This is a genomic window from Streptomyces sp. NPDC028635 (assembly GCF_040637635.1).
Taxonomy (GTDB): domain Bacteria; phylum Actinomycetota; class Actinomycetes; order Streptomycetales; family Streptomycetaceae; genus Streptomyces.
Genome location: NZ_JBEZWX010000014.1, coordinates 54538 through 79122, shown reverse-complemented (window position 1 = coordinate 79122; position 24585 = coordinate 54538). Strand labels below are relative to the sequence as shown.

Annotated in this window: 22 protein-coding genes and 1 riboswitch; of the genes, 8 read left to right on the top strand and 14 right to left on the bottom strand. The window is 70.6% G+C overall.

Going from position 1 to position 24585, the window contains the following annotated elements; translation table 11 throughout:
• Nucleotides 1-52: 52 nt before the first annotated feature.
• The 4 genes from AB0E88_RS17695 to AB0E88_RS17680 all read left to right on the top strand — a co-directional run bounded on the left by AB0E88_RS17695 (nucleotide 53) and on the right by AB0E88_RS17680 (nucleotide 4486).
• Complete coding sequence (locus AB0E88_RS17695) at nucleotides 53-1033, top strand: tetratricopeptide repeat protein (protein ID WP_361631359.1); 981 nt, start codon at nucleotides 53-55, stop codon at nucleotides 1031-1033.
• A 58-nt stretch (nucleotides 1034-1091) separates the two neighbouring features.
• Complete coding sequence (gene def, locus AB0E88_RS17690; RefSeq protein WP_361631152.1) at nucleotides 1092-1742, top strand: peptide deformylase; 651 nt, start codon at nucleotides 1092-1094, stop codon at nucleotides 1740-1742.
• A 363-nt stretch (nucleotides 1743-2105) separates the two neighbouring features.
• A complete protein-coding gene (gene cyc1, locus AB0E88_RS17685; protein ID WP_361631149.1) occupies nucleotides 2106-3119 on the top strand; it encodes an epi-isozizaene synthase in 1014 nt (337 codons plus the stop codon).
• A complete protein-coding gene (locus AB0E88_RS17680; RefSeq protein ID WP_361631146.1) occupies nucleotides 3116-4486 on the top strand; it encodes a cytochrome P450 in 1371 nt (456 codons plus the stop codon). The genes cyc1 and AB0E88_RS17680 overlap by 4 nt, the downstream gene beginning before the upstream one ends.
• 4 nt (nucleotides 4487-4490) lie before the next feature.
• Here AB0E88_RS17680 and AB0E88_RS17675 read toward each other — a convergent pair whose 3' ends face one another.
• The 8 genes from AB0E88_RS17675 to AB0E88_RS17640 form a co-directional block, all read right to left on the bottom strand.
• Nucleotides 4491-5456, bottom strand: coding sequence for a helix-turn-helix domain-containing protein (locus AB0E88_RS17675; protein WP_361631143.1), 966 nt, complete (start codon nucleotides 5454-5456; stop codon nucleotides 4491-4493).
• Nucleotides 5457-5704: 248 nt separating this feature from the next.
• Nucleotides 5705-6715, bottom strand: coding sequence for a ribonucleotide-diphosphate reductase subunit beta (locus AB0E88_RS17670; protein WP_361631140.1), 1011 nt, complete (start codon nucleotides 6713-6715; stop codon nucleotides 5705-5707).
• Nucleotides 6716-6770: 55 nt separating this feature from the next.
• On the bottom strand, nucleotides 6771-9140 hold the full coding sequence (locus AB0E88_RS17665) for a ribonucleoside-diphosphate reductase subunit alpha (protein ID WP_361631137.1): 2370 nt from the start codon (nucleotides 9138-9140) through the stop codon (nucleotides 6771-6773).
• A gap of 122 nt (nucleotides 9141-9262) precedes the next feature.
• A riboswitch (cobalamin riboswitch) is annotated at nucleotides 9263-9395 on the bottom strand.
• A gap of 256 nt (nucleotides 9396-9651) precedes the next feature.
• Complete coding sequence (gene mctP / locus AB0E88_RS17660; protein ID WP_361631134.1) at nucleotides 9652-11289, bottom strand: monocarboxylate uptake permease MctP; 1638 nt, start codon at nucleotides 11287-11289, stop codon at nucleotides 9652-9654.
• Nucleotides 11286-11552 carry a DUF3311 domain-containing protein gene (locus AB0E88_RS17655; RefSeq protein WP_361631131.1) on the bottom strand — a complete coding sequence of 89 codons (267 nt, stop codon included), beginning with the start codon at nucleotides 11550-11552 and terminating at the stop codon, nucleotides 11286-11288. Before AB0E88_RS17655 ends, mctP begins: the two co-directional genes overlap by 4 nt.
• Nucleotides 11553-11703: 151 nt before the next feature.
• Entirely contained in the window at nucleotides 11704-12462 is a 759-nt protein-coding gene (locus AB0E88_RS17650) for a GntR family transcriptional regulator (protein ID WP_361631128.1), read from the bottom strand.
• Between the two features lie 276 nt (nucleotides 12463-12738).
• The gene (gene nagB / locus AB0E88_RS17645; RefSeq protein ID WP_361631125.1) at nucleotides 12739-13524 is read right to left on the bottom strand and encodes a glucosamine-6-phosphate deaminase; all 786 of its coding nucleotides are present in this window, start codon (nucleotides 13522-13524) and stop codon (nucleotides 12739-12741) included.
• Nucleotides 13525-13796: 272 nt separating this feature from the next.
• Entirely contained in the window at nucleotides 13797-14549 is a 753-nt protein-coding gene (locus tag AB0E88_RS17640; RefSeq protein ID WP_361631122.1) for an SDR family oxidoreductase, read from the bottom strand.
• Nucleotides 14550-14656: 107 nt separating this feature from the next.
• Here AB0E88_RS17640 and AB0E88_RS17635 point away from each other — a divergent pair, with 107 nt between their 5' ends.
• Complete coding sequence (locus tag AB0E88_RS17635) at nucleotides 14657-15307, top strand: TetR/AcrR family transcriptional regulator (protein ID WP_361631119.1); 651 nt, start codon at nucleotides 14657-14659, stop codon at nucleotides 15305-15307.
• A gap of 417 nt (nucleotides 15308-15724) precedes the next feature.
• Complete coding sequence (locus AB0E88_RS17630) at nucleotides 15725-17200, top strand: PAS domain-containing sensor histidine kinase (protein WP_361631116.1); 1476 nt, start codon at nucleotides 15725-15727, stop codon at nucleotides 17198-17200.
• A gap of 308 nt (nucleotides 17201-17508) precedes the next feature.
• On the opposite strand, the gene AB0E88_RS17625 is transcribed toward AB0E88_RS17630, so the two are convergent.
• Entirely contained in the window at nucleotides 17509-17766 is a 258-nt protein-coding gene (locus AB0E88_RS17625; RefSeq protein WP_003992873.1) for a WhiB family transcriptional regulator, read from the bottom strand.
• A 322-nt stretch (nucleotides 17767-18088) separates the two neighbouring features.
• The gene (locus AB0E88_RS17620) at nucleotides 18089-19057 is read right to left on the bottom strand and encodes a diacylglycerol kinase family protein (RefSeq protein WP_361631111.1); all 969 of its coding nucleotides are present in this window, start codon (nucleotides 19055-19057) and stop codon (nucleotides 18089-18091) included.
• A gap of 156 nt (nucleotides 19058-19213) precedes the next feature.
• On the opposite strand from AB0E88_RS17620, the gene AB0E88_RS17615 reads away from it, so the two are divergent.
• Complete coding sequence (locus AB0E88_RS17615) at nucleotides 19214-19672, top strand: hypothetical protein (RefSeq protein WP_361631108.1); 459 nt, start codon at nucleotides 19214-19216, stop codon at nucleotides 19670-19672.
• Nucleotides 19673-19735: 63 nt separating this feature from the next.
• Here the strand turns inward: AB0E88_RS17615 and AB0E88_RS17610 are convergent, their stop codons facing one another.
• The 3 genes from AB0E88_RS17610 to AB0E88_RS17600 form a co-directional block, all read right to left on the bottom strand.
• Nucleotides 19736-20920, bottom strand: a complete 1185-nt coding sequence (locus AB0E88_RS17610; protein WP_361631105.1) for an RNA polymerase sigma factor SigF — start codon at nucleotides 20918-20920, stop codon at nucleotides 19736-19738.
• On the bottom strand, nucleotides 20917-21333 hold the full coding sequence (locus AB0E88_RS17605; protein ID WP_103781358.1) for an anti-sigma regulatory factor: 417 nt from the start codon (nucleotides 21331-21333) through the stop codon (nucleotides 20917-20919). The genes AB0E88_RS17610 and AB0E88_RS17605 overlap by 4 nt, the downstream gene beginning before the upstream one ends.
• A 366-nt stretch (nucleotides 21334-21699) precedes the next feature.
• Nucleotides 21700-21960, bottom strand: coding sequence for a UBP-type zinc finger domain-containing protein (locus AB0E88_RS17600; protein ID WP_361631102.1), 261 nt, complete (start codon nucleotides 21958-21960; stop codon nucleotides 21700-21702).
• Between the two features lie 61 nt (nucleotides 21961-22021).
• Between AB0E88_RS17600 and AB0E88_RS17595 the strand changes: the two genes are divergently transcribed.
• A complete protein-coding gene (locus tag AB0E88_RS17595) occupies nucleotides 22022-23620 on the top strand; it encodes a Na+/H+ antiporter (RefSeq protein ID WP_361631099.1) in 1599 nt (532 codons plus the stop codon).
• Nucleotides 23621-23680: 60 nt separating this feature from the next.
• Here AB0E88_RS17595 and AB0E88_RS17590 read toward each other — a convergent pair whose 3' ends face one another.
• Entirely contained in the window at nucleotides 23681-24577 is an 897-nt protein-coding gene (locus tag AB0E88_RS17590; RefSeq protein WP_361631096.1) for a pyridoxal-phosphate dependent enzyme, read from the bottom strand.
• Between the last annotated feature and the right edge of the window lie 8 nt (nucleotides 24578-24585).

Sequence of the window (24585 nt, the reverse complement as noted above, 5' to 3'; positions counted from 1 at the left end):
CGGGGGCGTGAGCCAGCCCACTTTCCGGAACTGGAACTGGCAGGCGGGAATCGTGAGGATCTTCGGCAAGGGACGGCACCGGCCCTCCGCCTCCTGGCGGCAGGCCACGGACCGCGCGTTCACGCTGATCGGCGACGGCCGGTACGAGGACGCGGGAGCGCTGCTGACACGCGCGGCGGATCTGGAGCCCTGGCTGGCCGAGTCCTGGTTCAACCTCGCCCTGCTGCACAAGTTCCGCCACGACTGGGAGCAGGCGCGGGCCGCGGGATTGCGGGCCGTGGCCCTGCTGGAGAAGGAGACCGGCGCGCCCGACTGGTGGAACGTCGGCATCGCCGCCACCGCGCTGCAGGACTGGCCGCTGGCCCGCCGCGCCTGGCAGGCGTACGGGCTGCACGTGCCCGGGGGTGCCACCGCCGCCGGCGAGCCCGTCGGCATGGACCTGGGCAGTGCGGCCGTACGGCTCTCCCCGGAGGGCGAGGCCGAGGTGGTGTGGGGCCGGCGGCTCGACCCGGCCCGGATCGAGGTGCTGTCCATTCCGCTGCCGTCGTCCGGGCGGCGCTGGGGCGAGGTCGTGCTGCACGACGGGGTCCCGCACGGCGAGCGGACCACCTCCACCGGGAACGCCTTCCCGGTGTTCGACGAGATCGAGCTGTGGGCGCCCTCGCCCGTGCCGACCTGGGTCGTCCTGATCGAGGCGGCCACCGAGGCCGACCGCGACGCGCTGGAGCAGCTCGCCGCGGACGCGGGGTTCGCGGCGGAGGACTGGTCGTCCTCGGTGCGGCTGCTGTGCCGGATGTGCTCGGAGTCGCGGATGCCGTCGGACGAGGGGGACGGGGTGCATCTCGATCCCCATGACCACAGCGAGCCCGGTCATCCCGGCCCGCTCGGCCACCGCACGGACGGGCAGCTGTGGGTGCCGGAGCGGGAGTGCGGCGTCGCCGCCCCGGCCTCGCTGGTCCGGGGGCTGCTGGACGGCTGGGTCGCGGACAGCCCGGACTCGCGCGACTGGCGAGATCTGGAAGAGGTCTGTTAGACCCGCCGTACCCTGTATCAGCATCCCTTTGTTTTGTTCAGGAAGGCTTACGTCGGTCATGGCGCAGCAGGACACCGATCAGCAGCACGTGGGCGTGCTCCCCGTCGACGACGAGGGTTTCGTCGTGGACACGGAGGACTGCGAGGAGCGCGAGACCGCCTGGCGTGAGCGCGGCACCTCGCGGCCGATCACGGTCGTCGGCAACCCGGTCCTGCACAAGGAGTGCAAGGACGTCACCGACTTCGGCGACGAGCTCCAGCAGCTGGTCGCGGACATGTTCGCCTCGCAGCGCACCGCCGAGGGCGTGGGCCTGGCCGCCAACCAGATCGGCGTCGACCTGAAGGTCTTCGTCTACGACTGCCAGGACGACAACGGCGTGCGGCACGTCGGTGTGGTCTGCAACCCCAAGCCGGTCGAGCTGCCGGCCGACCGGCGCGTCCTGGACGACAGCAACGAGGGCTGCCTGTCCGTGCCGACCGCGTACGCGCCGCTCGCGCGTCCCGACTACGCCGAGGTCACGGGGCAGGACGAGCAGGGCAACCCGGTCAAGGTGCGCGGCACCGGCTACTTCGCGCGCTGTTTGCAGCACGAGACCGATCACCTGTACGGCTACCTCTACATCGACCGGCTCTCCAAGCGGGAACGCAAGGACGTGCTGCGGCAGATGGCCGAGAACGAGCCGCGCTACCCGGTCGTCGCCAACGACTGACGCGGCACACCGACCCCACGAACGGCGTCCGTCCGGGCCTCACCGCCCGAGCGGACGCCGTTCGTCTGTCCGTCGCACGTTCGATCCCCTGCGCACATCTCTTGATCGATAAGCAGTCACATAGGGGGAGATTCTCGGCACGTTGGGGTAGTGAATGAAGCAAATCCGTTCCCAGAACAGTCAGTTGTGGTGCTGAATGGAGAGTGCGGGGATACGCGACGGCGCACGCCCGGTACGACAGGAGGGGTGTGCGCGAACGGCGGCTGAGAGGGGTACTTCGTGCACGCTCTCCCATGCAGCACCACACGCGGCGCCGGCGGGGCGTCGAAGGCGGTGGCAGTGCCACCGTCGCTTACTCTTCCGGTGATCGAGGCGGCGTTTCCCCGGCGGTTGCACCCGTATTGGCCGCAGCTCCAGGAGAAGACCCGGACCTGGTTGCTGGAAAAGCGGCTCATGTCGGCGGACAAGGTCGAGGAATATGCCGACGGCCTGTGCTACACCGACCTCATGGCGGGCTACTACCTGGGCGCCCCCGACGAGGTGCTCCAGGCCATCGCCGACTACAGCGCATGGTTCTTCATCTGGGACGACCGTCACGACCGCGACATCGTGCACCGCAGGCCGGTCGCCTGGCGCCGTCTGAAGAACAGGCTGCACACCGCGCTGGACGCGCCCCAGGACCATCTCGACCATGAGGATCCGCTGGTCGCAGGGCTGGCGGACAGTGTGGGACGGCTGTTCTCGTTCCTCCCGGGCGGCTGGAACGCCCGCTTCACCCGGCACTTCCACGCGGTGATCGAGGCCTACGACCGCGAGTTCCGCAACCGCACCGAGGGCATCGTGCCGACGGTCGAGGAGTATCTGGCCCTGCGCCGGCTCACCTTCGCGCACCGGATCTGGACCGACCTGCTCGAACCGAGCGCCGGCTGTGAACTGCCCGACGCCGTGCGAAAGGACCCGGCTTTTGCGCGCCCGGCCCTGCTGAGTCAGGAATTCGCCGCCTGGTACAACGACCTGTGCTCGCTGCCGAAGGAAATAGCGGGCGACGAGGTGCACAATCTCGGAATCAGTCTCATCACCCATGAGGGACTGACTCTGGAAGAAGCGGTACGCGAAGTCCGGCGGCGTGTGGAGGAATGCATCACGCAATTCCTCGACGCGGAAACGGACGCTTTACGGTTCGCCGACCGACTCGATGACGGCACGGTGCGCGGAAAAGAACTGAGCGCCGCCGTTCGGGCCTGCGTCGGGAACATGCGGAACTGGTTCAGTTCCGTCTACTGGTTCCACCACGAGTCCGGCCGGTACATGGTCGACAGCTGGGACGACCGGTCCACGCCCCCGTACGTCAACAACGAAGCGGCAGGTGAGAAATGACCGTCGAGTCGGTGAAGCCCTCGGTCTCCACGACCCCGGAGCTGCGCGAGCCGCCGATCGCGGGCGGCGGTGTGCCCGTTCTCGGCCACGGCTGGAAACTGGCGCACGACCCGCTCCACTTCATGTCCGCCCTGCGCGACCACGGCGACGTCGTCCGTCTCCGGCTCGGCCCCAAGACGCTGTACGCCGTCACCACCCCGGAACTGACCGGCGCCCTCGCGCTCAGCCCCGACTACCACATCGCCGGTCCGCTGTGGGAGTCCCTGGAAGGGCTGCTCGGCAAGGAGGGCGTGGCCACCGCCAACGGCCCCCAGCACCGCCGTCAGCGGCGCACCATCCAGCCAGCGTTCCGGCTCGACGCGATCCCCGCATACGGGCCGATCATGGAGGAGGAGGCGCACGCCCTCGTCGAGCGCTGGCGGGACGCCGGGACGATCGACTGCACCAGCGAGTCGTTCCGCGTCGCCGTGCGTATCGCCGCCCGCTGCCTGCTGCGCGGCGACTACATGGACGAGCGCGCCGAGCGGCTGTGCACCGCCCTCGCGGTCGTCTTCCGCGGCATGTACCGGCGGATGGTGGTCCCGCTCGGGCCGCTGTACCGGCTGCCGACGCCGGGGAACCGCGAATTCAATCGGGCGCTGGCCGATCTGCATCTCCTCGTCGACGAGATCATCGCCGAGCGGCGCGCATCTGGTCAAAAGCCGGACGATTTGCTGACGGCATTGCTGGACGCGAAGGACGAAAACGGCGACCCCATCGGGGAGCAGGAGATCCACGACCAGGTCGTCGCCATCCTCACCCCCGGCAGTGAAACAGTGGCATCCACCATCATGTGGTTGCTTCAGGCACTTTCCGAGCACCCCGCACACGCCGACAAGGTGCGCGACGAAGTCGAATCCGTCACCGGCGGGCGCCCCGTCGCATTCGAGGACGTACGCGCGCTGCGGCACACCAACAATGTCGTCATCGAGGCCATGCGTTTGCGGCCGGCGGTATGGATATTGACCCGGCGGGCGGTCGTCGACACGGAACTCGGTGGCTATCGCATTCCGGCCGGGTCCGACATCATCTACAGCCCGTACGCGATCCAGCGCGATCCCAAGTCCTACGCCCGCAACCTGGAGTTCGACCCGGACCGCTGGCTTCCGGAGCGGGCCAAGGACGTGCCCAAACACGCCATGAGCCCGTTCAGCACCGGCAACCGCAAGTGCCCCAGCGACCACTTCTCGATGGCGCAGCTGACGCTGGTCACCGCCGCGCTCGCCGCGCGGTACCGCTTCGAGCAGGTGCCCGGCTCGAACGACGCGGTCCGCGTCGGCATCACCCTGCGCCCGCACCGGCTGCTGGTACGGGCGGTACCGCGCTGAGCGCTCAGGCGGCCTGCGGGCCCCGGAAGGTACGGCGGTAGGCGTTCGGCGTGGTGCCCAACGCACGCGTGAACTGGTGCCGCAGCGCCGCCGCCGTACCGAACCCGGTACGCCAGGCGATCGCGTCCATCGTCTCGTCCGTCGCCTCCAGCAGCCGCTGCGCCAGCAGCACCCGCTGGCGCAGGATCCACCGGTACGGCGTCGTGCCGGTCTCCTGCTGGAAGCGCCGGGCGAAGGTGCGCGGCGCCATGTGGGCCCGCGCGGCGAGCTGTTCGACGGTCACCTCCTGATCGAGGTGCTGCTCCATCCACGCCAGCACCTCGCCGACGGTGTCGCAGGAATCCTTCGGCAGGGGACGCTCGATGTACTGCGCCTGCCCGCCGTCCCGGTGCGGCGGCACCACCATGCGCCGGGCGATCTTGTTGGCGACCTCCGGCCCCTGCTCCTTGCGCACCAGGTGCAGACAGGCGTCGATGCCGGCGGCCGTGCCCGCCGAGGTGATCACCGGATCCTCGTCGACGTAGAGCACGTCCGGCTCGACGACCGCCCTCGGGTACTGCCGCCGCAGCTCCTCGGCGTGGTGCCAGTGCACGGCGCAGCGCCGCCCGTGCAGCAGCCCGGCGGCGCCCAGCACGAACACGCCGGAGCACACGCTCAGTACCCGCGACCCGCGCTCCACCGCACGCACCAGGGCGTCCAGCAGCGCCGGCGGACAGACGCGGTGCGTGTAGCCGTCGCCCGCCGGGACGACGATCAGGTCGGCCTCCTCCAGCCGCTCCAGGCCGTACGGCGTGGACACGGTCAGCCCGCCGACGTGCGTGGCCAGCGCCGGGCCCTCGGCGGAGACGACCGCGAAGTCGTACACCGGCAGTCCGTCGTCGCTCCGGTCGAGCCCGAAGACCTCGCACACGACCCCGAGTTCGAAGGGATGCACACCGTCGAGCAGGACGGCCGCCACGTTCTTCAGCATGCTGCCAGTGTGCCTCGCCGATGGCAGTAATTCGAGGCTCTACGGCAGTCCTGCCACTCACGGTAAGGAGTGTTCCGCGCGAGAGTGGTGTCCATGAACGGAAACCAGATCGAAGGCCTCGTCGGAATGCTCTTCACCCTGGGGATCCTGGTCCTCCTGATGCTGCCGTCCGCACTCGGCGCCGTGCGCGAGCGGCGGATGGACCGGCAGATCAAGGAGGCCCAGGAGACCCGGGGAGGGACAACGCCTCAGAAGTCCTCGTCCAGGTCGACGGTGCCCTCCACCGCGACCTGGTACGCCGAGGGGCGCCGCTCGAAGAAGTTGGTCAGCTCCTGAACACCCTGCAGCTCCATGAAGGAGAAGGGGTTCTCCGAGCCGTACACGGGGGCGAAGCCGAGCCGGGTGAGCCGCTGGTCGGCGACACACTCCAGGTACTGCCGCATCGAGTCGGTGTTCATGCCCGGCAGGCCGTCGCCGCACAGGTCGCGCGCGAACTGCAGCTCGGCCTCGACGGCCTCCTCGAGCATGTCGGTGACCTGCTGCCCGAGCTCCTCGTCGAAGAGGTCCGGCTCCTCCTTGCGGACGGTGTCGACCACGTCGAAGGCGAACGACATGTGCATGGTCTCGTCACGGAACACCCAGTTGGTGCCGGTGGCGAGACCGTGCAGCAGGCCCCGGCTGCGGAACCAGTACACGTACGCGAAGGCGCCGTAGAAGAACAGGCCCTCGATGCACGCCGCGAAGCAGATGAGGTTCAGCAGGAAGCGGCGCCGGTCGGCCTTGGACTCCAGACGCTCCAGCTTCTCGACCTCGTTGATCCACTTGAAGCAGAAGCCGGCCTTCTCCCGGATGGAGGGGATGTTCTCCACCGCGTCGAACGCGGCCGCGCGGTCCTCCGGGTCGGGCAGGTAGGTGTCCAGCAGCGTCAGATAGAACTGGACGTGCACGGCCTCCTCGAAGAGCTGCCGCGACAGGTACAGGCGCGCCTCGGGGGAGTTGATGTGCTTGTACAGCGTCAGCACCAGGTTGTTCGCGACGATCGAGTCGCCCGTCGCGAAGAACGCCACCAGCCGGCCGATGAGGTGCTGCTCCGCCGGAGTCAGCTTCGCGAGGTCGGCGACGTCGGAGTGGAGGTCGACCTCCTCCACGGTCCAGGTGTTCTTGATGGCGTCCCGGTAGCGCTCGTAGAAGTCCGGGTAGCGCATGGGACGCAGGGTCAGTTCGAAGCCCGGGTCGAGCAGGTTCGTGTTACGGATCATTTCTGTCGGCGCGGAGCGCCGTCCTCCAGGGGTGGTGGTCGGGGGCGGGTGGGAATTACTGGCAGGCCTCGCAGGACTCGGGGTTCTCCAGGGAGCAGGCGATCGCCTCGTCGTCGGTCACCTGCTGGACGGGGAGGGACTTCTCAGGCCGGGCCTGGGCCCGCGCGGCGCGGGCGATGCGCGTCGCCGGGCGCGAGCGCAGGTAGTACGTCGTCTTCAGCCCCGACTTCCAGGCGTAGGCGTACATCGAGGAGAGCTTGCCGATCGTCGGCGTCTCCAGGAACAGGTTGAGCGACTGCGCCTGGTCCAGGAACGGAGTCCGGGCCGCCGCCATGTCGATCAGACCGCGCTGCGGGATCTCCCACGCCGTGCGGTACAGCCGCCGCACGTCCTCGGGGATCCACGCGAAGTCCTGCACCGAGCCGCTCGACTCGCGCAGCGCCTCACGGGTGCGGGCGTCCCACACGCCGAGCTGCTTCAGGTCGGCGACCAGGTAGGAGTTCACCTGGAGGAACTCGCCGGACAGCGTCTCGCGCTTGAACAGGTTCGACACCTGCGGCTCGATGCACTCGTACACGCCCGCGATGGAGGCGATGGTGGCGGTCGGCGCGATGGCGAGGAGCAGGGAGTTGCGCATGCCGGTCGTGGCGATACGGCGGCGCAGTGCCGCCCAGCGCTCCGGCCAGGTCAGCTCGACGTCGTAGTGGTCGGGATGCAGGACGCCCTGTGCCGTCCGGGTCTTCTCCCAGGCCGGCAGCGGGCCGTTGCGCTCGGCGAGGTCGGCCGAGGCCTCGTACGCCGCGAGCATGACGCGCTCGGCGATCCGGGTGGACAGCGCTTTGGCCTCGGCGGAGTCGAACGGCAGCCGCAGCTTGAAGAAGACGTCCTGCAGCCCCATCGCGCCCAGGCCGACCGGGCGCCACTTGGCGTTGGAGCGGCCCGCCTGCTCGGTCGGGTAGAAGTTGATGTCCACGACGCGATCGAGGAAGGTCACGGCCGTGCGGACGGTGGCGTCCAGCCGCTCCCAGTCGATGTCCCCGTCGGCCACGAAGGCGCCGAGGTTGACGGAGCCGAGGTTGCACACCGCCGTCTCACCGTCGTCGGTGACCTCCAGGATCTCCGTGCAGAGGTTGGAGGAGTGGACCACGTGGCCCGGCAGGGCGGTCTGGTTGGCGGTGCGGTTGGCGGCGTCCTTGAAGGTCATCCAGCCGTTGCCGGTCTGCGCCAGCGTGCGCATCATGCGGCCGTACAGCTCACGGGCCGGAAGCGTCTTCTTCGCCAGCCCCGCGTCCTCCGCCTTGCGGTACGCGGCGTCGAACTCCTCGCCCCACAGGTCGACCAGCTCCGGCACGTCGGCCGGCGAGAACAGCGACCACTGCGCGTCCGCGTCGACCCGGCGCATGAACTCGTCCGGGATCCAGTGCGCGAGGTTCAGGTTGTGCGTACGGCGGGCGTCCTCACCGGTGTTGTCCCGCAGCTCCAGGAACTCCTCGATGTCCGAGTGCCAGGTCTCCAGGTACACCGCGGCCGCGCCCTTGCGCCGCCCGCCCTGGTTCACCGCGGCGACCGAGGCATCCAGCGTCTTCAGGAACGGGACGATGCCGTTGGAGTGCCCGTTGGTGCCACGGATGAGGGAGCCGCGGCTGCGGATGCGGGAGTACGACAGGCCGATGCCGCCGGCGTGCTTGGAGAGCCGGGCGACCTGGTGGTAGCGGTCGTAGATGGAGTCCAGCTCGTCCAGCGGGGAGTCCAGCAGGTAGCAGGACGACATCTGGGGGTGGCGGGTGCCGGAGTTGAAGAGGGTGGGGGAGGAGGGCAGGTAGTCGAGGCGGCTCATGAGCCCGTAGAGCGCCGCGACCTCGTCGGCGGAGCGGACGGTGTCGTCCTCCGCGAGCCCGCTCGCCACCCGCAGCAGGAAGTGCTGGGGCGTCTCGATCACCTTGCGGGTGATCGGGTGGCGCAGGAGGTAGCGGCTGTGCAGGGTGCGCAGGCCGAAGTAGCCGAAGCGGTCGTCGGCTCCGGTGTCGACGAGGGCGTCGAGCCGTTCGGCGTGCAGCCGTACGAACGCCGCGGTCCGGTCCGCGATGAGCCCCTCGCGGTGCCCGACGGCGACCGACTCCGTGAACGAGGTGACGCCCTGGGAGGCGGCCTCCGCGCGGACGGTCAGGGTGAGCAGACGGGCGGCCAGCCGCGAGTAGGCGGGGTCCTCGGAGATGAGCCCGGCGGCGGCCTCCGTGGCCAGCTCCCGCAGCTCCGCCTCGTCGGCGTGCGCCGAGCGGCCGCGCAGCGCGGCGGCGGCGACCCGGCCGGGGTCGGCGTCGGGGAGGTCGGCGGTCAGCTCGGTCAGGATGCGCAGCAACGCGGCACCGGGACCGTCCTGCTCCCGCTGGGTGGCTGAGGCCGGATCGGCTGGCGCGATGGTCACGTGGGGCTCTCCCTCGCTCGGCACGGGGCCTCGGCGAGGGCAGGGGGCAGCACACGAGCGCACGCGGCGTCGCGTCCACCGGCCCATTCCACGAGGCCCGGACGTCAGGGCACGCCGGCCGGGTGGCCGGGTGCACTGTCGGCAGGTCCTCGGACTGGACCAGCGTGCGCGAAGCACGCATGTACACCGTTGCGGGACAGTTCCGGATTCGCACCGGATTCCCCTGCGACGACAGCGAGCATGAGCATACATCTAGTGCCGGGCTGTCGCGTCACCCCCAGATGTTGTGTTGCGCTGATCTCATAGCGTCAACTGTCCGCGGCCCGCCGGGTCGGCACGACGCCGGCCCGGCGGCCGCCGACGGCCCCGGCCCGGCGGGCACGGGGCACCGGCCTGTCGTCCGCGGAGGGAGCCCGCACGACAGCGGGCCGCCGTGGCATCTGCCTCCGGCGGCCCGCCTCGGGGCAGCCCCGCGGTTGCTCGCTCAGCTCACGCGCCCACGGGGCGTGTTTCAGTGACCGGCGCCCGCCGTGGCCGGGGGGAGTTCGGACTGGACGCCCGGGTCGCCGGCGTCCGCCGTGTAGTCCTCCGGCCGGGTCTCGTCGACGCCCTCGGGGGCCTTGACGGCCTTCAGGACGAGCGTGAGGACCACGGTCACCAGGACGTTCAGCACGAACGCCGTGAGGCCGATGTAGCCGATCTCGCCGATGCCGGGAATCTCCTTCGCGGAGCCACCGAAGTGCTTCTGGCCCGGGTTGGTGGGCGACGGCACCCCGTAGGCCACGAGCGTGCCGTAGACCATGCCGACCGCCCAGCCCGCCAGCAGCGCCCAGCGGTGGAACCAGCGCGTGAACAGGCCGCCGACCAGGGCCGGGAAGGTCTGCAGGATCCAGATGCCGCCCAGCAGCTGGAAGTTGATGGCGACCGTCTTGTCCATGGTGAGGACGAAGACCAGCGCGCCCACCTTCACCAGCAGGGAGACGATCTTGGAGACCTGGGCCTCCTGCTTCGGCGTGGCCTCCGGCTTGATGAAGTCCTTGTAGATGTTGCGCGTGAACAGGTTCGCCGCCGCGATGGACATGATGGCCGCGGGGACCAGTGCGCCGATGCCGATCGCCGCGAACGCGATGCCCGTGAACCAGTCCGGGAACATGTCCTCGAACAGCTGCGGGATGGCCAGCTGGCCGTTCTGCACCTTGACGCCGGCCGCGATCGCCATGAAACCGAGCAGCGCGAGCAGGCCCAGCATCAGGGAGTACAGCGGCAGAATCGTGGTGTTGCGCCGGATCACCTCCCGGCTCTTGGACGACAGCGTCGCGGTGATCGAGTGCGGGTACATGAACAGCGCGAGCGCGGAGCCCAGCGCCAGGGTGGCGTACGTCCACTGCTGGGCCTCACCCGAGACCAGCGCGCCGCGCGGCTTGTGCGTCGTCGGGTTGACCTGGCTGAACGCGTGGCCCGCCTTGGCGAAGATGTCGTCGAAGCCGCCCAGCTTGATCGGGATGTAGATGATCGCCACCGCGATGACGATGTAGATCAGCGCGTCCTTCACGAACGCGATCAGCGCGGGAGCCCGCAGACCCGACGAGTAGGTGTACGCCGCCAGCACGCCGAACGCGATCAGCAGCGGCAGGTCCTTGACGAACCAGTTGGTGTTCTCGCCGCCGCCGACGCCCATCACGTCCAGCACGGCCTGGATGCCGACGAGCTGGAGCGCGATGTACGGCATCGTCGCGAGGATGCCGGTCAGCGCCACCGCCAGCGACAGCCCCTTGGAGCCGAAACGCCCGCGCACGAAGTCCGAGGTCGTCACGTACCCGTGCTTGTGCGACACCGACCACAGCCGGGGCAGGAACGTGAAGATCAGCGGGTAGACGAGGATCGTGTACGGCACCGCGAAGAAGCCGGACGCGCCCGCCGCGTAGATCGCCGCCGGCACGGCGACGAAGGTGTACGCCGTGTACAGGTCGCCGCCGAGCAGGAACCAGGTGATCCAGGTACCGAACGACCGCCCGCCCAGGCCCCATTCGTCGAGGCTGTGCTCGTTCTCGGCCTTGCGCCAGCGCGCGGCCAGGAAGCCGAGCACCGTGACGAGGAGGAAGAAGAAGATGAAGACGCCGAGTGCGACGCCGTTCACGCCGTCCTTCACTGGTCCGCACCGCCCTTCCGGGAGGCACGGGCGCGCTGGTCACGGCGCCACAGCTGGTACGCGAGCACCGTCAGCGCCGTGGAGATGATCACCCACAGCATCTGGTACCAGTAGAAGAAGGGGATCCCGATGAACGTAGGGTCCACCTTCGCGTAACTTCCGACCCACAGCATCGCCACGAAGGGCGCTGCAAGGCAGAGGGCGATGACGACGCGCACGGGCGTCACCGTCGCCGGTCTGGACACATCTGGCGCATTCGTCATCGCGCGGTTCCGTCCCCTCACTGATCACCTGTGCAATGCGCAGGAAATCTAGGTCAGGTGTAGCAGGAACGGAACCCCTCGTCCGCATAACGGGCGTTGACGGTCTGGACCGTTATCCGACCGCGACTGAGGCGGGATGTGACGGAGCGTTCTACGGCCGCTTCAGACGGGCCACGAACTTGTAGCGGTCCCCGCGGTAGACCGACCGCACCCACTCCACCGGCTCGCCCTGCCGGTCGAAGGAGTGCCGGGAGAGCATCAGCATCGGCAGGCCCACGTCGGTGCCGAGCAGTCCGGCCTCGCGCGGGGTGGCCAGCGAGGTCTCGATGGTTTCCTCGGCCTCGGCGAGGTGGACGTCGTAGACCTCGGCGAGCGCGGTGTACAGGGACGTGTACTTCACCAGGGAGCGGCGCAACGCCGGGAAACGCTTGGCCGAGAGGTGGGTGGTCTCTATGGCCATCGGTTCGCCGTTGGCCATGCGCAGCCGCTCGATGCGCAGCACCCGGCCGCCGGCGGTGATGTCGAGCAGGTCGGCGAGCCGGTCGTCGGCGGTGATGTAACCGATGTCGAGCAGCTGCGAGGTGGGCTCCAGGCCCTGGGCGCGCATGTCCTCGGTGTACGACGTGAGCTGCAGCGCCTGCGACACCTTCGGCTTGGCCACGAACGTGCCCTTGCCCTGGATGCGCTCCAGCCGACCCTCGACCACCAGCTCCTGCAGCGCCTGGCGGACGGTCGTACGGGAGGTGTCGAACTCCGCCGCGAGCGTCCGCTCCGGCGGGACCGGGGTGCCGGGCGGCATCGTCTCGGTCATGTCGAGCAGGTGCTTCTTCAGGCGGTAGTACTTGGGCACGCGCGCGGTACGGACGGTGGCGCCACTGTCGTTCTCCGCACTGCTGACGTCGGTGCTCATGCTCTGCCTTCCCGGCTCCGGTGCCGAAGCGGCCGACACGCCATCGGCCGCGGGCTCACATCGTGGCACGGCTTGGTGCGGCGTGACCTCGGTGGGCGCCTCCGCACGCTCCGTGATCTCCTCTGTATACCGTCGGCGCCCCCTCTGGTCTAGTCCAGCGGGAACGCTCTGTGGCCCGGCTCGGCACCCGGCCCGCCCCGACTCCGGCACCCGGCCCGCCCGGGCTCCGCCGCCCGGCCCGCCCCGGCTCCGCCGCCCGGGCCTGTCCGGCTCCGGTCAGATGCCCTGCCACTCCGGCTTGTTCGCGTATGTGTGCCGGAAGTAGTCCGCCAGCTTCAGCTTGGACGCCGCCGCCTCGTCCACGACCACCGTCGCGTGCGGGTGCAGTTGCAACGCGGAGGCCGGGCAGACCGCCGCGACCGGGCCCTCGACGGTCGCGGCCACTGCGTCCGCCTTGCCCTCGCCCGTGGCCAGCAGGACCAGGTGGCGGGCCTCCAGGATGGTGCCGATGCCCTGCGTGATCACGTGGTGCGGCACCTGGTCGATGTCGCCGTCGAAGAAGCGGGCGTTGTCCACCCGGGTCTGCTCGGTCAGCGTCTTGATCCGCGTACGGGAGGCGAGCGAGGAGCACGGCTCGTTGAAGCCGATGTGTCCGTCGGTCCCGATCCCGAGGAGCTGGAGGTCCACCCCGCCGGCCTCGGGCAGCGCCCTGTCGTACGCCTCGCACGCCGCCTGCACGTCCTGCGCGGTGCCGTCCGGGCCGAGGAACCGCTCCATGCCGATGCCGAGCGGCTCCAGCACCTCGCGGCGCAGCACCGAGCGGTAGGACTCCGGGTGCTCGGCGGGCAGCCCCACGTACTCGTCGAGCTGGGCGACGCGGGCCCGGCCGGTGTCCACGGCACCGGAGCGCACCTTCGCCTCCAGCGCCCGGTAGATGGGCAGCGGGGTCGAGCCCGTGGCGACGCCGAGGAGGGCATCGGGCTTGCGCCGCAGCAGCTGCGCCATGGCCTCGGCGATGAGCTCGCCGCCCGCCTCGGCGTCCGGAACGATGACAACTTCCACGCTGGCCTGCCGTTTCGAAGAGGGGACTCGGAGAGGGACCGGGGTGGCCGGGACCGGGAAGGCGCTGGGTGAGCCGCCGGGCGCCCGGTGCCCGGAATCGGGCAATGTGGTTTAGACCAATCTAGACCAATCTAACAGAGGCGGGCCGTCCTCTCCCAGGGTCTCCGCGCCCCTCCCCGCCCGCCACCGCCGCAGCGGCACGGCGCATGGCCGCCCCCGCCGCGCTGCCCCGCCGGCCCACTCCGACCTCCTCCCTCGGGCCGGGACGCCGGTCAGGTCAGGGAGCCCCCCGTCGCGTCGAGCCAGTGGCCCGTCACCCAGCGGCCGTCGTCGGAGGCCAGGAAGGCCACCGCGTCGGCGATGTCCGCCGGTGCGCCCACCCGGCCGAGCGCCGAATACGCGGCGGCGCCCCGCCATGCCTCGTCGCTCGTCCGCAGCCACGCGGCGTTGATGTCGGTGTCGACGATGCCGGGCGCGACCGAGTTGACCGTGATCCCGCGTGCGCCGAGCACCTTGGCCAGGTCCCGGGTGAAGACGTCGAGGGCGCCCTTCGTCATCGCGTACGCCATCAGCTGCGGCATCGCCGCGGTCCGTGCGAGGCCGGAGGATATGTTGATCACGCGGCCGCCGTCCCTGAGCCGGGACAGCCCGAGCCGGGTGATGAAGTGCGGCGCCTTCACGTTCACGGCGAAGAGGCGGTCGTACTCCTTCTCGTCGATCTCCTCGAACGGGTGCGAGGTCCCGATCCCGGCGTTGTTCACCAGGATGTCCACCCCGTCCGCATGCCGGTCGAACTCGGCCCACAGCCGTGCGGCGTCCCCCGGTACGCCCAGCTCCGCCCCGACGGCGAAGGCCGAGCCGCCCGCCGCCTCAATCTCGGCGACCGTCTCCTTCGCCGCCGTCTCGTTGCTCCCGTAGTGCACCGCCACCCGGGCTCCGTCGCGCGCCAGCCGCTCCGCGATCCCGCGTCCAATGCCCCTGCTCGCCCCCGTCACCAGAGCCGTCCTGCCGGCCAGTACGCCCATGTCGGCGCCCCCTTCGCTCCGTCGCCGCATTTCTCTAGCGGTCGATACAAAAAGACCGTACACACGTCCGCCGACATTTTTCTAGTGCCCGCTATAAAATCCCCCTCATGGGTGACCAGCGAACAGACAAGGCGACCTCCGGCGGCAGCGGTACCGCGGCGCGCACCCCCCGCCCCCGCGGCCGTCCTCGCGCCTTCGACCGCGCGACCGCGCTGGAGAAGGCGCTCATGGCCTTCTGGGAACGGGGGTACGAGGCGACCTCGGTCTCCGACCTGACCCGGGTGATGGGCATCGGGGCCCCCAGCCTGTATGCCGCCTTCGGTGACAAACGCGCGCTCTTCGAGGAGGTCGTGCAGGTCTACGGCGCCACCCACGGCTCCTTCGCGCAGCGCGCGCTGGAGGAGGAGCCGACCGCCGAGGCGGCGGTGGCACGGCTGCTGCGCGAGGCCGCGACGGGGTTCACCGCCCCCGGCCACCCGCACGGCTGCCTCGTCATCCACGCGGCCACCAACTGCTCGACCCCCGAGGTCGAGGAAGCCCTGCGCCGGCAGCGCGAGGCCAACGTGCTCGCCATCGAGAACCGCATCCGGGCCGATGTCGCCGCCGGCCGGCTGCCGCCGGACACCGAGCCGGGCGTCCTCGCACGCCATGCCGCCGCCGTGTTCCAGGGCATGTCGCAGCAGGCACGGGACGGGGCGAGCCGGGAGGAACTGGAAGCGGTCGCGGAATTTGCCATGACGGTGTGGCCCCGTTGCTGACCGGGGCGGGCTAGGCTGCGGTGCAATAACTTCACACGAGCTGCGCGAGCGATCCGCCCCGGCACATGGACAGGCCTAGTGGTCTAGTCCAGAATGCGTCGGGACGGTGCGAGCACGACCGAGCGCAGCGATCACAGCCTCCGTCTTCCCCGCACAGGAAGACGGATCGAGGAACCGGAGCTCTCTGCCCTGACTGCCCCGGCTCCTCACCTTCGGCCGACCGGGACCGCACACCCCACGGCCGATATTGCTCCGGGCTGCGGTGCCGGGAGGGTTGAGGGTCCCTCCCAGGCGCCGCGGCCCGCGGGTGTTTCCGGGCCCGCCCAGTCCCGCGGCCAGAGGTCTCCCGCGTCCCACGGCCCCAGGTCCGCGCCGTACATTTCAGGGCCGTACAAACCGCCAGGTACGCTCGCACCCGTGCCCTCCATGAACGAACTGGTCCGCCAGCACACCGCCCTCGACGACTCCGACCTCGAGTGGCTGCATCTGCTGGTGTCGGAGTGGCAGCTGCTCTCCGACCTCTCCTTCGCCGACCTGGTTCTCTGGGTTCCCACCCGCGACGGCACGCGGTACGTCTCGGTCGCCCAGATGCGGCCCAACACCGGCCCCACCTCCTACCAGGACGACATGGTCGGCCACCTCGTCCCGCGCGGCCGCCGGCCCCTGCTGGACGCCGCACTCGACGAGGGCCGGATCGTGCGCGAGGGCGACCCGGAGTGGCGCGAGGAGGTCCCCGTCCGGGTCGAGTCGATCCCCGTACGGCGGGACGGCCGCGTCCTGGGCGTGATCGCCCGCAACACCAACCTGCTCACCGTGCGCACCCCGAGCCGGCTCGAGCTGACCTATCTGCAGAGCGCCTCCGACCTCGCGCAGATGATCGCGGCCGGCTCCTTCCCGTTCCCGGACCAGCAGGTGGACATGGACGCCTCGCCGCGCGTCGGCGACGGCCTGATCCGGCTCGACGCGGACGGCATCGTCCAGTACGCCTCCCCGAACGCACTGTCCGCCTACCACCGGCTCGGCCTCGCCTCCGACCTCGTCGGCCAGCACCTGGGCCAGACCACCGCGGAACTCGCCCCGACCCGGGGCCCGGTGGACGAGGCGCTCGCCAAGGTCGCCAGTGGCTGGGCGCCGCGGGAGTTCGAGATCGAGGCCAGCGACGGGGTCATCCAGTTCCGGGCGATCCCGCTCAAGCCGAAGGGCACGCGCATCGGTTCGCTGGTGCTGCTGCGGGACGTGACGGAACTGCGGCGCCGCGAGCGCGAGTTGATCACCAAGGACGCCACCATCCGGGAGATCCACCACCGGGTGAAGAACAACCTCCAGACGGTGGCGGCCCTGCTGCGGCTGCAGGCCCGGCGCATCGACTCCGATCGCGGCCGGGAGGCGCTGGAGGAGGCGGTCCGCCGCGTCGGGTCCATCGCCATCGTGCACGAGACGCTGTCCCAGAACCTGGACGAGCGGGTCGAGTTCGACGAGATCGCCGACCGTGTGCTGTCCATGGTCGCGGAGATCTCCCCGGGCAAGGTCGTCGGCCGGCGCACCGGCCGCTTCGGCATCCTGGACGCGGAAGTCGCCACGCCGCTGTCGATGGTGCTCACCGAGGTGCTGCAGAACGCCCTGGAGCACGGCTTCCAACAGGGCGACACCGGCACGGTCGAGGTCTCGGCGGTGCGCGGCGGTACCACGAAGGAGGCGCGCCTGCTCGTCACGGTCCAGGACGACGGCGTCGGGCTGCCGGAGGGCTTCGATCCGCGGACCGCCGGAAATCTCGGGCTGCAGATCGTCCGCACCCTGGTCGAGGGCGAGCTGGGCGGCACCTTCGACATGGTCCCGGCGCCCGAGCGCGGCACCCAGGTGATCCTCGACATCCCGGTGCGGGCGCAGAAGTAGGACCGCTCGGCGGCGGTACGCGCGGGGAAGCGGCGGACGTCACAGAGAGTGAGTGGCCCTCGTCATGCGGGAGGAGTGGCCCGCCTCACAGGGAAGAGGGCAAACGCTCACAGGGCACAAGTGGCCCGCGCCACCCGCCAGTTGAGGGCCATGTCACCGCGGCCGGCGGACAGCAAAAAGCCCCGGACCGCCATTGGTCCGAGGCTAGTGCTCGACTTCTTCGTTCACTGCGCGCTGCGGCTCGGGGGCGGGAGATGCGCACGCGATGTGCGCGCCGCCAAGCTCAGGCTGTCAGCAGGGGTGGGTCGTCAGGCGGAGGCCTGACGGGCCCGGTTGCGGGCGGCGCGGCGCTTCATGGCGCGGCGCTCGTCCTCGCTGAGACCACCCCAGACGCCGGAGTCCTGACCGGACTCGAGCGCCCACTGCAGACACTGCTCGATCACCGGGCAGCGACGGCAGACGGCCTTGGCTTCCTCGATCTGCAGCAGCGCAGGACCGGTGTTGCCGATGGGGAAGAAGAGCTCGGGGTCTTCCTCGCGGCAAACGGCGTTGTGACGCCAGTCCATGGCTGCTACCTCTCCTTGGTATGACTGTGCAAGTTGCTTGTGAATGTGAACGCTTTCACGAATCCCTCAACAAGTGAAGGGCCGACCGCCGAGTCTTCCCCGGCGTGGTCCTGTGTTTTGTAGAGGGGTTCTGGTGATCAGTGGAGGCCGGTCTTGCGGGCCGTCCCGATCGCCACGTAGAGACTCGCAAACCTCAGCGGCGGATACAACCCCTTCAAGAAAGTTTTTTTTGATTCTTCGGTGTCGACTAGGTCACAGCCGTACTTCCATGGGGTGGATCCTGGCCTAAACGTTCGAGTGAAAGGACTTTGGCCCTTTCTGCTCACACAATCACACGCAGTGCACGGCGTACACCTGTGAACGTCACGCTGGTACGCAGCCCCAGATGGTCACCGTCCATCTGGAGGGGGAGCGGCACCTTCGAATGCAAGGTGAAGCGGTCCAGATCGTGCAGTGCCGCGGCGTGCTTGCCGTGGGGTCCGCGTTCCGGGGACGAAGTGAGCAACTGGGTGCCATACCGGGCAACCGCGGCCGTGGACAGACGGCGCAGACCGAAAACATCGAGCCCCGTGTCGAACGAGGCCTGCGGGGAGGCGTAGATCGGGCGGTTGCCCAGGAACGTCCATGGCGAGGTGTTCGAGACTATGGAGAGGACGAGATCCGTGAGCGGCTCCTCACCTTCCCGCTCCAGCGTGATCGAACCGTGCCGGCGGTTCGACTCGCCCAGCAGCTGACGCACCACCTGCCGTACGTACAGCGCGTGGGTCGACTTCTTGCCGCGCTCGCGGTGCTGCTCCACCCGGCCGACGACACCCGCGTCGAAGCCGAGGCCCGCGTTGAAGGTGAACCAGCGCTCCGGCACCGCCTCGTCCTCCGTGCCCGGCGTGCCGGAGGCCAGACCCAGGCCGACCGTGCGTTCGCTGCCCTCGCGCAGCGCGTCCAGCAGAGCGCCGGTCGCCTCCACGGCGTCGTTGGGCAGGCCCAGCGCGCGGGCGAAGACGTTCGTGGAACCGCCGGGCACCACCGCGAGGCCGGGTAGCCGCGCCGGATCGGGGCCGGCGTGCAGGAGCCCGTTGACCACCTCGTTGACCGTGCCGTCGCCGCCGAGGGCCACGACCAGGTCGATGTCGTCACCGGTGGCGGCCTGCCGGCCGAGGTCGCGCGCGTGCCCGCGGTACTGGGTGGTGACCGCCTCCAGCTTCATCTCGCTGGCGAGCGCGTGGATGAGCACGTCGCGTGTGCGCGCACTGGTGGTGGTTGCCGCCGGGTTGACCACGAGAAGTGCACGCATGACGTGCAGCGTACCTACTGAGCGGTACTCGTACGAGGGCGAGGTAGGGAACAGGTAAGAGGGGGGCCGCCGGGGCTTGCCCCGGGGCGGGCCGGGTGGCCGGGCCGGGTGGGCCTTGCCCTGGGGGACGCGTCGGCCGAGGGCTACCCTTCAGGGGTGAGCAGTGAGCAGACCCCCACCCCCACGCAGACCCAGGACCCCGCCGGCCCGCGCCCGCGGCGTCTGACGTACGCCGCGGCGCTCGCCGGTCTCGAAGGGCTCGCGCTGCTCGTCGGCGGGGTGTGGATGCTCGTCCTCGGCCTGACCGGTGCCCCGGACGACCGGCAGCAGGCGGTGACCGGCGGGGTGACGATCGTCGTCCTCGCGCTGCTGCCGCTGCTGGCCGCCCGCGGGCTGCTGGCCCGCCGCAGCTGGAGCCGGGGCCCGGCCGTCATCACGCAGGTCCTCGCGCTGCCGGTGGCCTACAACCTGATCCACGCCGACGGCGCCGCCATCCCGGCGGGCATCGCGCTGACGGCCGTCGCCGTCGCCGGACTGGTCCTCCTGGTCAACGGCGAGACGACCCGTGCCCTCGGCATCCGTGGGCCGGGAGCCGGGCCGGGGGCGCAGAAGTAACGGCGACGGCTCCCGTGGGCGCTCACACCCGCACCGGGAGCCGTCAGAGGCGCGAAGGGCGCGTCACTCCTCCACGAGCAACTTCTCCCGCAGCTGTGCCAGGGTCCTCGCCAGGAGCCGGGACACATGCATCTGGGAGATGCCGACCTCCTGCGCGATCTGCGACTGGGTCATGTTGCCGAAGAAGCGCAGCAGCAGGATCCGCTTCTCGCGCGGCGGGAGGCCCTCCAGCAGCGGCTTGAGCGACTCCCGGTACTCGACCCCCTCCAGCGCCTCGTCCTCGGCGCCCAGGGTGTCGGCGACCGCGGGGGACTCGTCGTCGGTGTCGGGGACGTCCAGGGACAGCGTGGAGTAGGCGTTGGCCGACTCCAGGCCCTCCAGGACCTCCTCCTCCGAGATCCCCAGCTTCTCGGCGAGCTCATGGACCGTGGGCGAGCGGCCGTGCAGCTGGGACAGCTCCGCCGTGGCCGTCGTCAGCGACAGCCGCAGCTCCTGCAGCCGGCGCGGCACCCGTACCGCCCAGCCCTTGTCGCGGAAGTGCCGCTTGATCTCGCCGACGACCGTGGGGGTCGCGTACGTGGAGAATTCCACGCCACGGTCCGGGTCGAAGCGGTCGACGGACTTGATCAGCCCGATGGTGGCGACCTGCGTGAGGTCGTCGAGCGGCTCGCCGCGGTTGCGGAAGCGGCGCGCGAGGTGCTCGACCAGCGGCAGGTGCATGCGGACCAGCTTGTTGCGCAGCTCGGCGTACTCCGGGCTGCCGTCCTTCAGCGCCCGCAGCTCGACGAACATCGCCCGCGCTCCGCTGCGGTCCTGCGGGGCGTGCGGCGTGACGTGCACCGCGCGCACGGTCTGCCCGTCCTGCGCCTGCACCTCGCGCACGGCCTGACCGTCCGGCGCCTGTTCCTCGGCGTCTCGCTCGTGCTCGCTCATCGTCCCGCCCGTTGCCCTGCCCCGAGCCCCGGCTTCCGCTGGGACAGGGGTGCCCCCGTTCCGCCGGCCCCGGGGCGTGCCCCGTCCGGCGCCTTCGCTTGGCCGCGGACCGCTGTCGGCGGTGCCCCGCAGACCGGCGTCCACCGCCCCGGCCCGGGAGGACTCGTCCTCCGGATGCGGCCGTGCCTGCTCGGGGATGCCGTCGATGCCGTCCGCCGTACGCCGGGAAACACCCTGAGCGCCCAGGGCGTTCTCGGGCGGCAGTTCCCTGGTGCCACGCTCTTCGTCCCGCACCGGCCCGTCCCCGTTCCTCACGCCGGCCCGGGTCCCGCGCCGCGCTGTTTGTAGAGGCTGATCGAAACGGTCTTGTCCTCGTCGACGGCGGAGGAGACCTTGCCCGCGAGAGCGGACAGGACGGTCCAGGCGAACGTGTCCCGCGAGGGGGCGTGCCCGTCCGTGGTCGGCGCCGAGACGGTGACCTCGAGTGAGTCGTCGACGAGCCGGAAGACGCAGGAGAGCACCGAGCCCGGCACGGCCTGCTGCAGCAGGATCGCGCAGGCCTCGTCCACGGCGATGCGCAGGTCCTCGATCTCGTCCAGGGTGAAGTCCAAACGGGCCGCGAGACCGGCCGTGGCCGTCCGCAGCACCGACAGGTAGGCACCCGCAGCCGGCAGCCGGACCTCCACGAAGTCCTGGTTCACCGCGGGCTCGCCTGCGATCTGGGACACCCTCACCTCCAAGGTGGTACAAGCTGTTCGGGGCCGAGGGTCGCCCCCCGGGTCAACGCGAAGTGTGGTACTGCGGTGACGCTATCGCGCCCAGAAGTTTCCTGTCCCGGGGCCCCAACCCCTTGCCGTCACTCATAGTAAAGCTCCGGATACGCTCCGTGGCTAGGGGGTGTGCGGGCCCAATTGGGAACAGCGCGCGCCGGATTGACGTACCCAGGCGTCAGACGCTCGAACCGTACCCGTTGCGGCCCCTTCCGGTCTCCTCCCGCGGTCCCATTTCCGCCCGTAGCGGGGCGAGCGGCGGCTCGCACCCGTGGCCGGGCCGAGCGTGGCGGCTCGCACCGGTGACCGGCCGCTCCGCGCCGGCTACACCAGCACGTGGTCGACGAAGCACCAGCGCCAGTCCTCGCCCGGCTCGAAGGTCCGCATCACCGGGTGACCGGTTTCCTTGTGGTGCCCGGTGGCGTGCCGATTGGGCGAGGAGTCGCAGCAGCCCACGTGGCCGCACGTCAGACACAGCCGCAGCTGCACCGGGTGGGTGCCGTCCCGCAGGCACTCCGGACACGTCTCGCTGAGCGGAGTCGGTTCCGGACGCGGCAGCGCGTCGGCGTGCGTGCACTGTTTCATGATTGCCAGGTTACGACGGGCGTGCGGTGAGCGGCGCGGAGAACGAGGGTGGGCGAGGACGATGGACGTGATGCCACTGCTGTTGCTGGTGGCGGGCAGTGCGGCGGTGGCCGCGGCCGCCCGGCGCACCCCGGTGCCGGCACCGCTGCTGCTGGTCGCCGCCGGCCTCGCGGTCTCCTACGTCCCCGGCATCCCCGACTACCGGCTCGACCCCGACGTCGTCCTGCCCCTGCTGCTGCCGCCGCTGCTGTACACCTCCGCGGTCGACAGCTCCTACCTCGACCTGAGGGCGCAGATGCGGCCCGTGGCGCTGCTGTCGGTCGGCTACGTCCTGTTCGCCACCGTCGCCGTCGGCTGGGCCGCGTACGTCCTGGTGCCCGGCCTGCCGCTGACCGCGGCGCTGGTGCTCGGCGCGGTCGTCGCGCCGCCGGACGCGGTGGCGGCGACGGCCGTGGCGCGCCGGGTCGGGCTGCCCTCGCGGATCACGACCATCCTCCAGGGCGAGTCCCTGCTGAACGACGCCACCGCGATCACCGCCTACAAGGTGGCGCTCGCCGCGGCCGTCGGCGAGGGCGCGTCCTGGGCCGGGGGGATCGGCGAGTTCCTGCTCGCGGCGGTCGGCGGTGTGGTGGTGGGCCTGATCCTGATGGCGCCGATCCACTGGCTGCGCACCCACCTGAAGGAACCCCTCCTGCAGAACACGCTGTCCCTGCTCATCCCGTTCGTCGCGTACGCGGCGGCCGAGCAGGTCCACGCGTCGGGCGTGCTCGCCGTGGTCGTCGTCGCCCTCTATCTCGGCCACCGGAACTGGGAGGTCGACTTCGCCACCCGGCTGCAGGAGGAGGCGGTGTGGAAGATGGTCGCCTTCGTGCTGGAGTCGGCCGTGTTCGCGCTCATCGGCCTGCAGCTGCCGGTCGTCCTGCAGGGCCTCGGGGAGTACGCGGGTGCCGACGCCGCCTGGTACGCCGTCGCCCTCTTCCTCGTGGTCGTCGCGGTCCGCTTCCTGTGGGTGTACCCGGCGACCTTCCTGCCCCGGCTGCTGTCCGCGCGCATCCGTGCCCGTGAGGACAATCCGACCTGGCGCGGCCCCGTGGTCATCGCCTGGGCGGGGATGCGCGGCGTGGTCTCCCTGGCCATCGCCTTCTCCATCCCGCTCCACCTGCACGACGGCGACCAGCCCTTCCCGCACCGCAACCTGGTCCTCTTCCTGACCTTCACCACGGTCATCGGCACCCTCGTGGTGCAGGGCCTGTCCCTGCCGCCGCTGATCCGCCTGCTGAAGTTCCCCGCCCGCGACGCGCAGGCCGCGACCCTCGCCGAGGCCAACGCCCAGGCGCAGGCCTCCCGCGCGGCCGAGCAGTGCCTCGACGACCTCCTGGCCGACGAGCGCAACGCGCTGCCGCCGCCGCTCGCCGACCGGCTGCGCAGCGTGCTGGAGCGCCGCCGCAACGCGGTCTGGGAACGCCTCGGCCAGGTCAACCCGATCACCGGCGAGACCGCCGACGACACCTACCGGCGGCTGTCCAGCGAGATGATCAGCGCCGAGCGCGAGGTCTTCGTGAAGCTGCGCGACGGCCGCTACATCGACGACGAGATGCTGCGCGCCCTGCTGCGCCGGCTGGACCTGGAGGAGGCGGCGGCGTACCGGGAGGCGACGTAGCCGCCCGCGGCGGCGTATCGGAAGGCGGCATGACCGCCCGGCGGTGCGCCGGCGTGCGTGTCACCCGGGGAAGGGGCGGCCGGTGATCACCGCGGCGAGGGTGGTGCCCCGGGGGAACGCCCCCTCCTCGGTGAGGGTGAGGAGCGCGTACAGCATCTTGGCGACATAGAGGCGCTCCACGGGCAGTCCGTGGCGGTCCTCGAAGTCGTCCGCGAAGGCGTCGAGGGCGGCGGGCACGCGCGCGTAGCCGCCGAAGTGGAACCGGTCGTCCAGCAGCCAGGTGCCGCGCGGCCCGCCGAAGGCCCGCTCCTGCAGCGTCCGGATGTCGCCGGGCAGGAAACCTCCCTTGAGGACGGGCACGCCCAGCGCGCGCTGCCCGGGGCCGAGACCGGCGGCCAGGCCGGCCAGCGTGCCGCCGGTGCCGCAGGCGAGGGCGACCACATCGGTCCGCCCGCGCAGCTCGGCGCCGAGCGCGACACACCCGCGCACGGCCGCCGGGTTGCTGCCGCCCTCGGGGACGACGTGCGCCTCCCGGGCGTCCGCGGTGTCCAGCACCGCGGCAAGAATGTCCGGTTCCGTTTTACGGCGATACGTCGACCTGTCGACGAAGTGCAGCCGCATGCCGTCGGCGGCGCAGCGGGCGAGGGAGGGGTTCAGCGGACGCCCGGCCAGTTCCTCGCCGCGGACCACGCCGATCGTCGGGACGCCCAGCAGACGGCCCGCGGCCGCCGTGGCCCGCAGGTGGTTGGAGTACGCGCCGCCGAACGTCACGATCGGCCGTCCGGCCGCCGCCTCCAGGTTCGGCGCCAGCTTGCGCCACTTGTTGCCGATCAGCTGCGGATGGATCAGGTCGTCGCGCTTGAGCAGCAGCCGGACGCCGTGCCGGGCGAAACGGTCGTCCGCCGCCTCCTCCACGGGGGAGGGCAGGCGCGGATGGAGGGCGTCCAGGCTGGTCACCGCACCAT

What these genes read in the sequence shown, in the direction of transcription:
- def (WP_361631152.1), top strand. Translation starts at nt 1,092, where the DNA reads ATGGCGCAGCAGGACACCGATCAGCAGCACGTGGGCGTGCTCCCCGTC.
- AB0E88_RS17680 (WP_361631146.1), top strand. Translation starts at nt 3,116, where the DNA reads ATGACCGTCGAGTCGGTGAAGCCCTCGGTCTCCACGACCCCGGAGCTG.
- AB0E88_RS17675 (WP_361631143.1), bottom strand. Translation starts at nt 5,456, where the DNA reads ATGCTGAAGAACGTGGCGGCCGTCCTGCTCGACGGTGTGCATCCCTTC.
- AB0E88_RS17670 (WP_361631140.1), bottom strand. Translation starts at nt 6,715, where the DNA reads ATGATCCGTAACACGAACCTGCTCGACCCGGGCTTCGAACTGACCCTG.
- AB0E88_RS17655 (WP_361631131.1), bottom strand. Translation starts at nt 11,552, where the DNA reads ATGACGAATGCGCCAGATGTGTCCAGACCGGCGACGGTGACGCCCGTG.
- AB0E88_RS17650 (WP_361631128.1), bottom strand. Translation starts at nt 12,462, where the DNA reads ATGAGCACCGACGTCAGCAGTGCGGAGAACGACAGTGGCGCCACCGTC.
- AB0E88_RS17640 (WP_361631122.1), bottom strand. Translation starts at nt 14,549, where the DNA reads ATGGGCGTACTGGCCGGCAGGACGGCTCTGGTGACGGGGGCGAGCAGG.
- AB0E88_RS17635 (WP_361631119.1), top strand. Translation starts at nt 14,657, where the DNA reads ATGGGTGACCAGCGAACAGACAAGGCGACCTCCGGCGGCAGCGGTACC.
- AB0E88_RS17625 (WP_003992873.1), bottom strand. Translation starts at nt 17,766, where the DNA reads ATGGACTGGCGTCACAACGCCGTTTGCCGCGAGGAAGACCCCGAGCTC.
- AB0E88_RS17620 (WP_361631111.1), bottom strand. Translation starts at nt 19,057, where the DNA reads ATGCGTGCACTTCTCGTGGTCAACCCGGCGGCAACCACCACCAGTGCG.
- AB0E88_RS17600 (WP_361631102.1), bottom strand. Translation starts at nt 21,960, where the DNA reads ATGAAACAGTGCACGCACGCCGACGCGCTGCCGCGTCCGGAACCGACT.
- AB0E88_RS17595 (WP_361631099.1), top strand. Translation starts at nt 22,022, where the DNA reads ATGGACGTGATGCCACTGCTGTTGCTGGTGGCGGGCAGTGCGGCGGTG.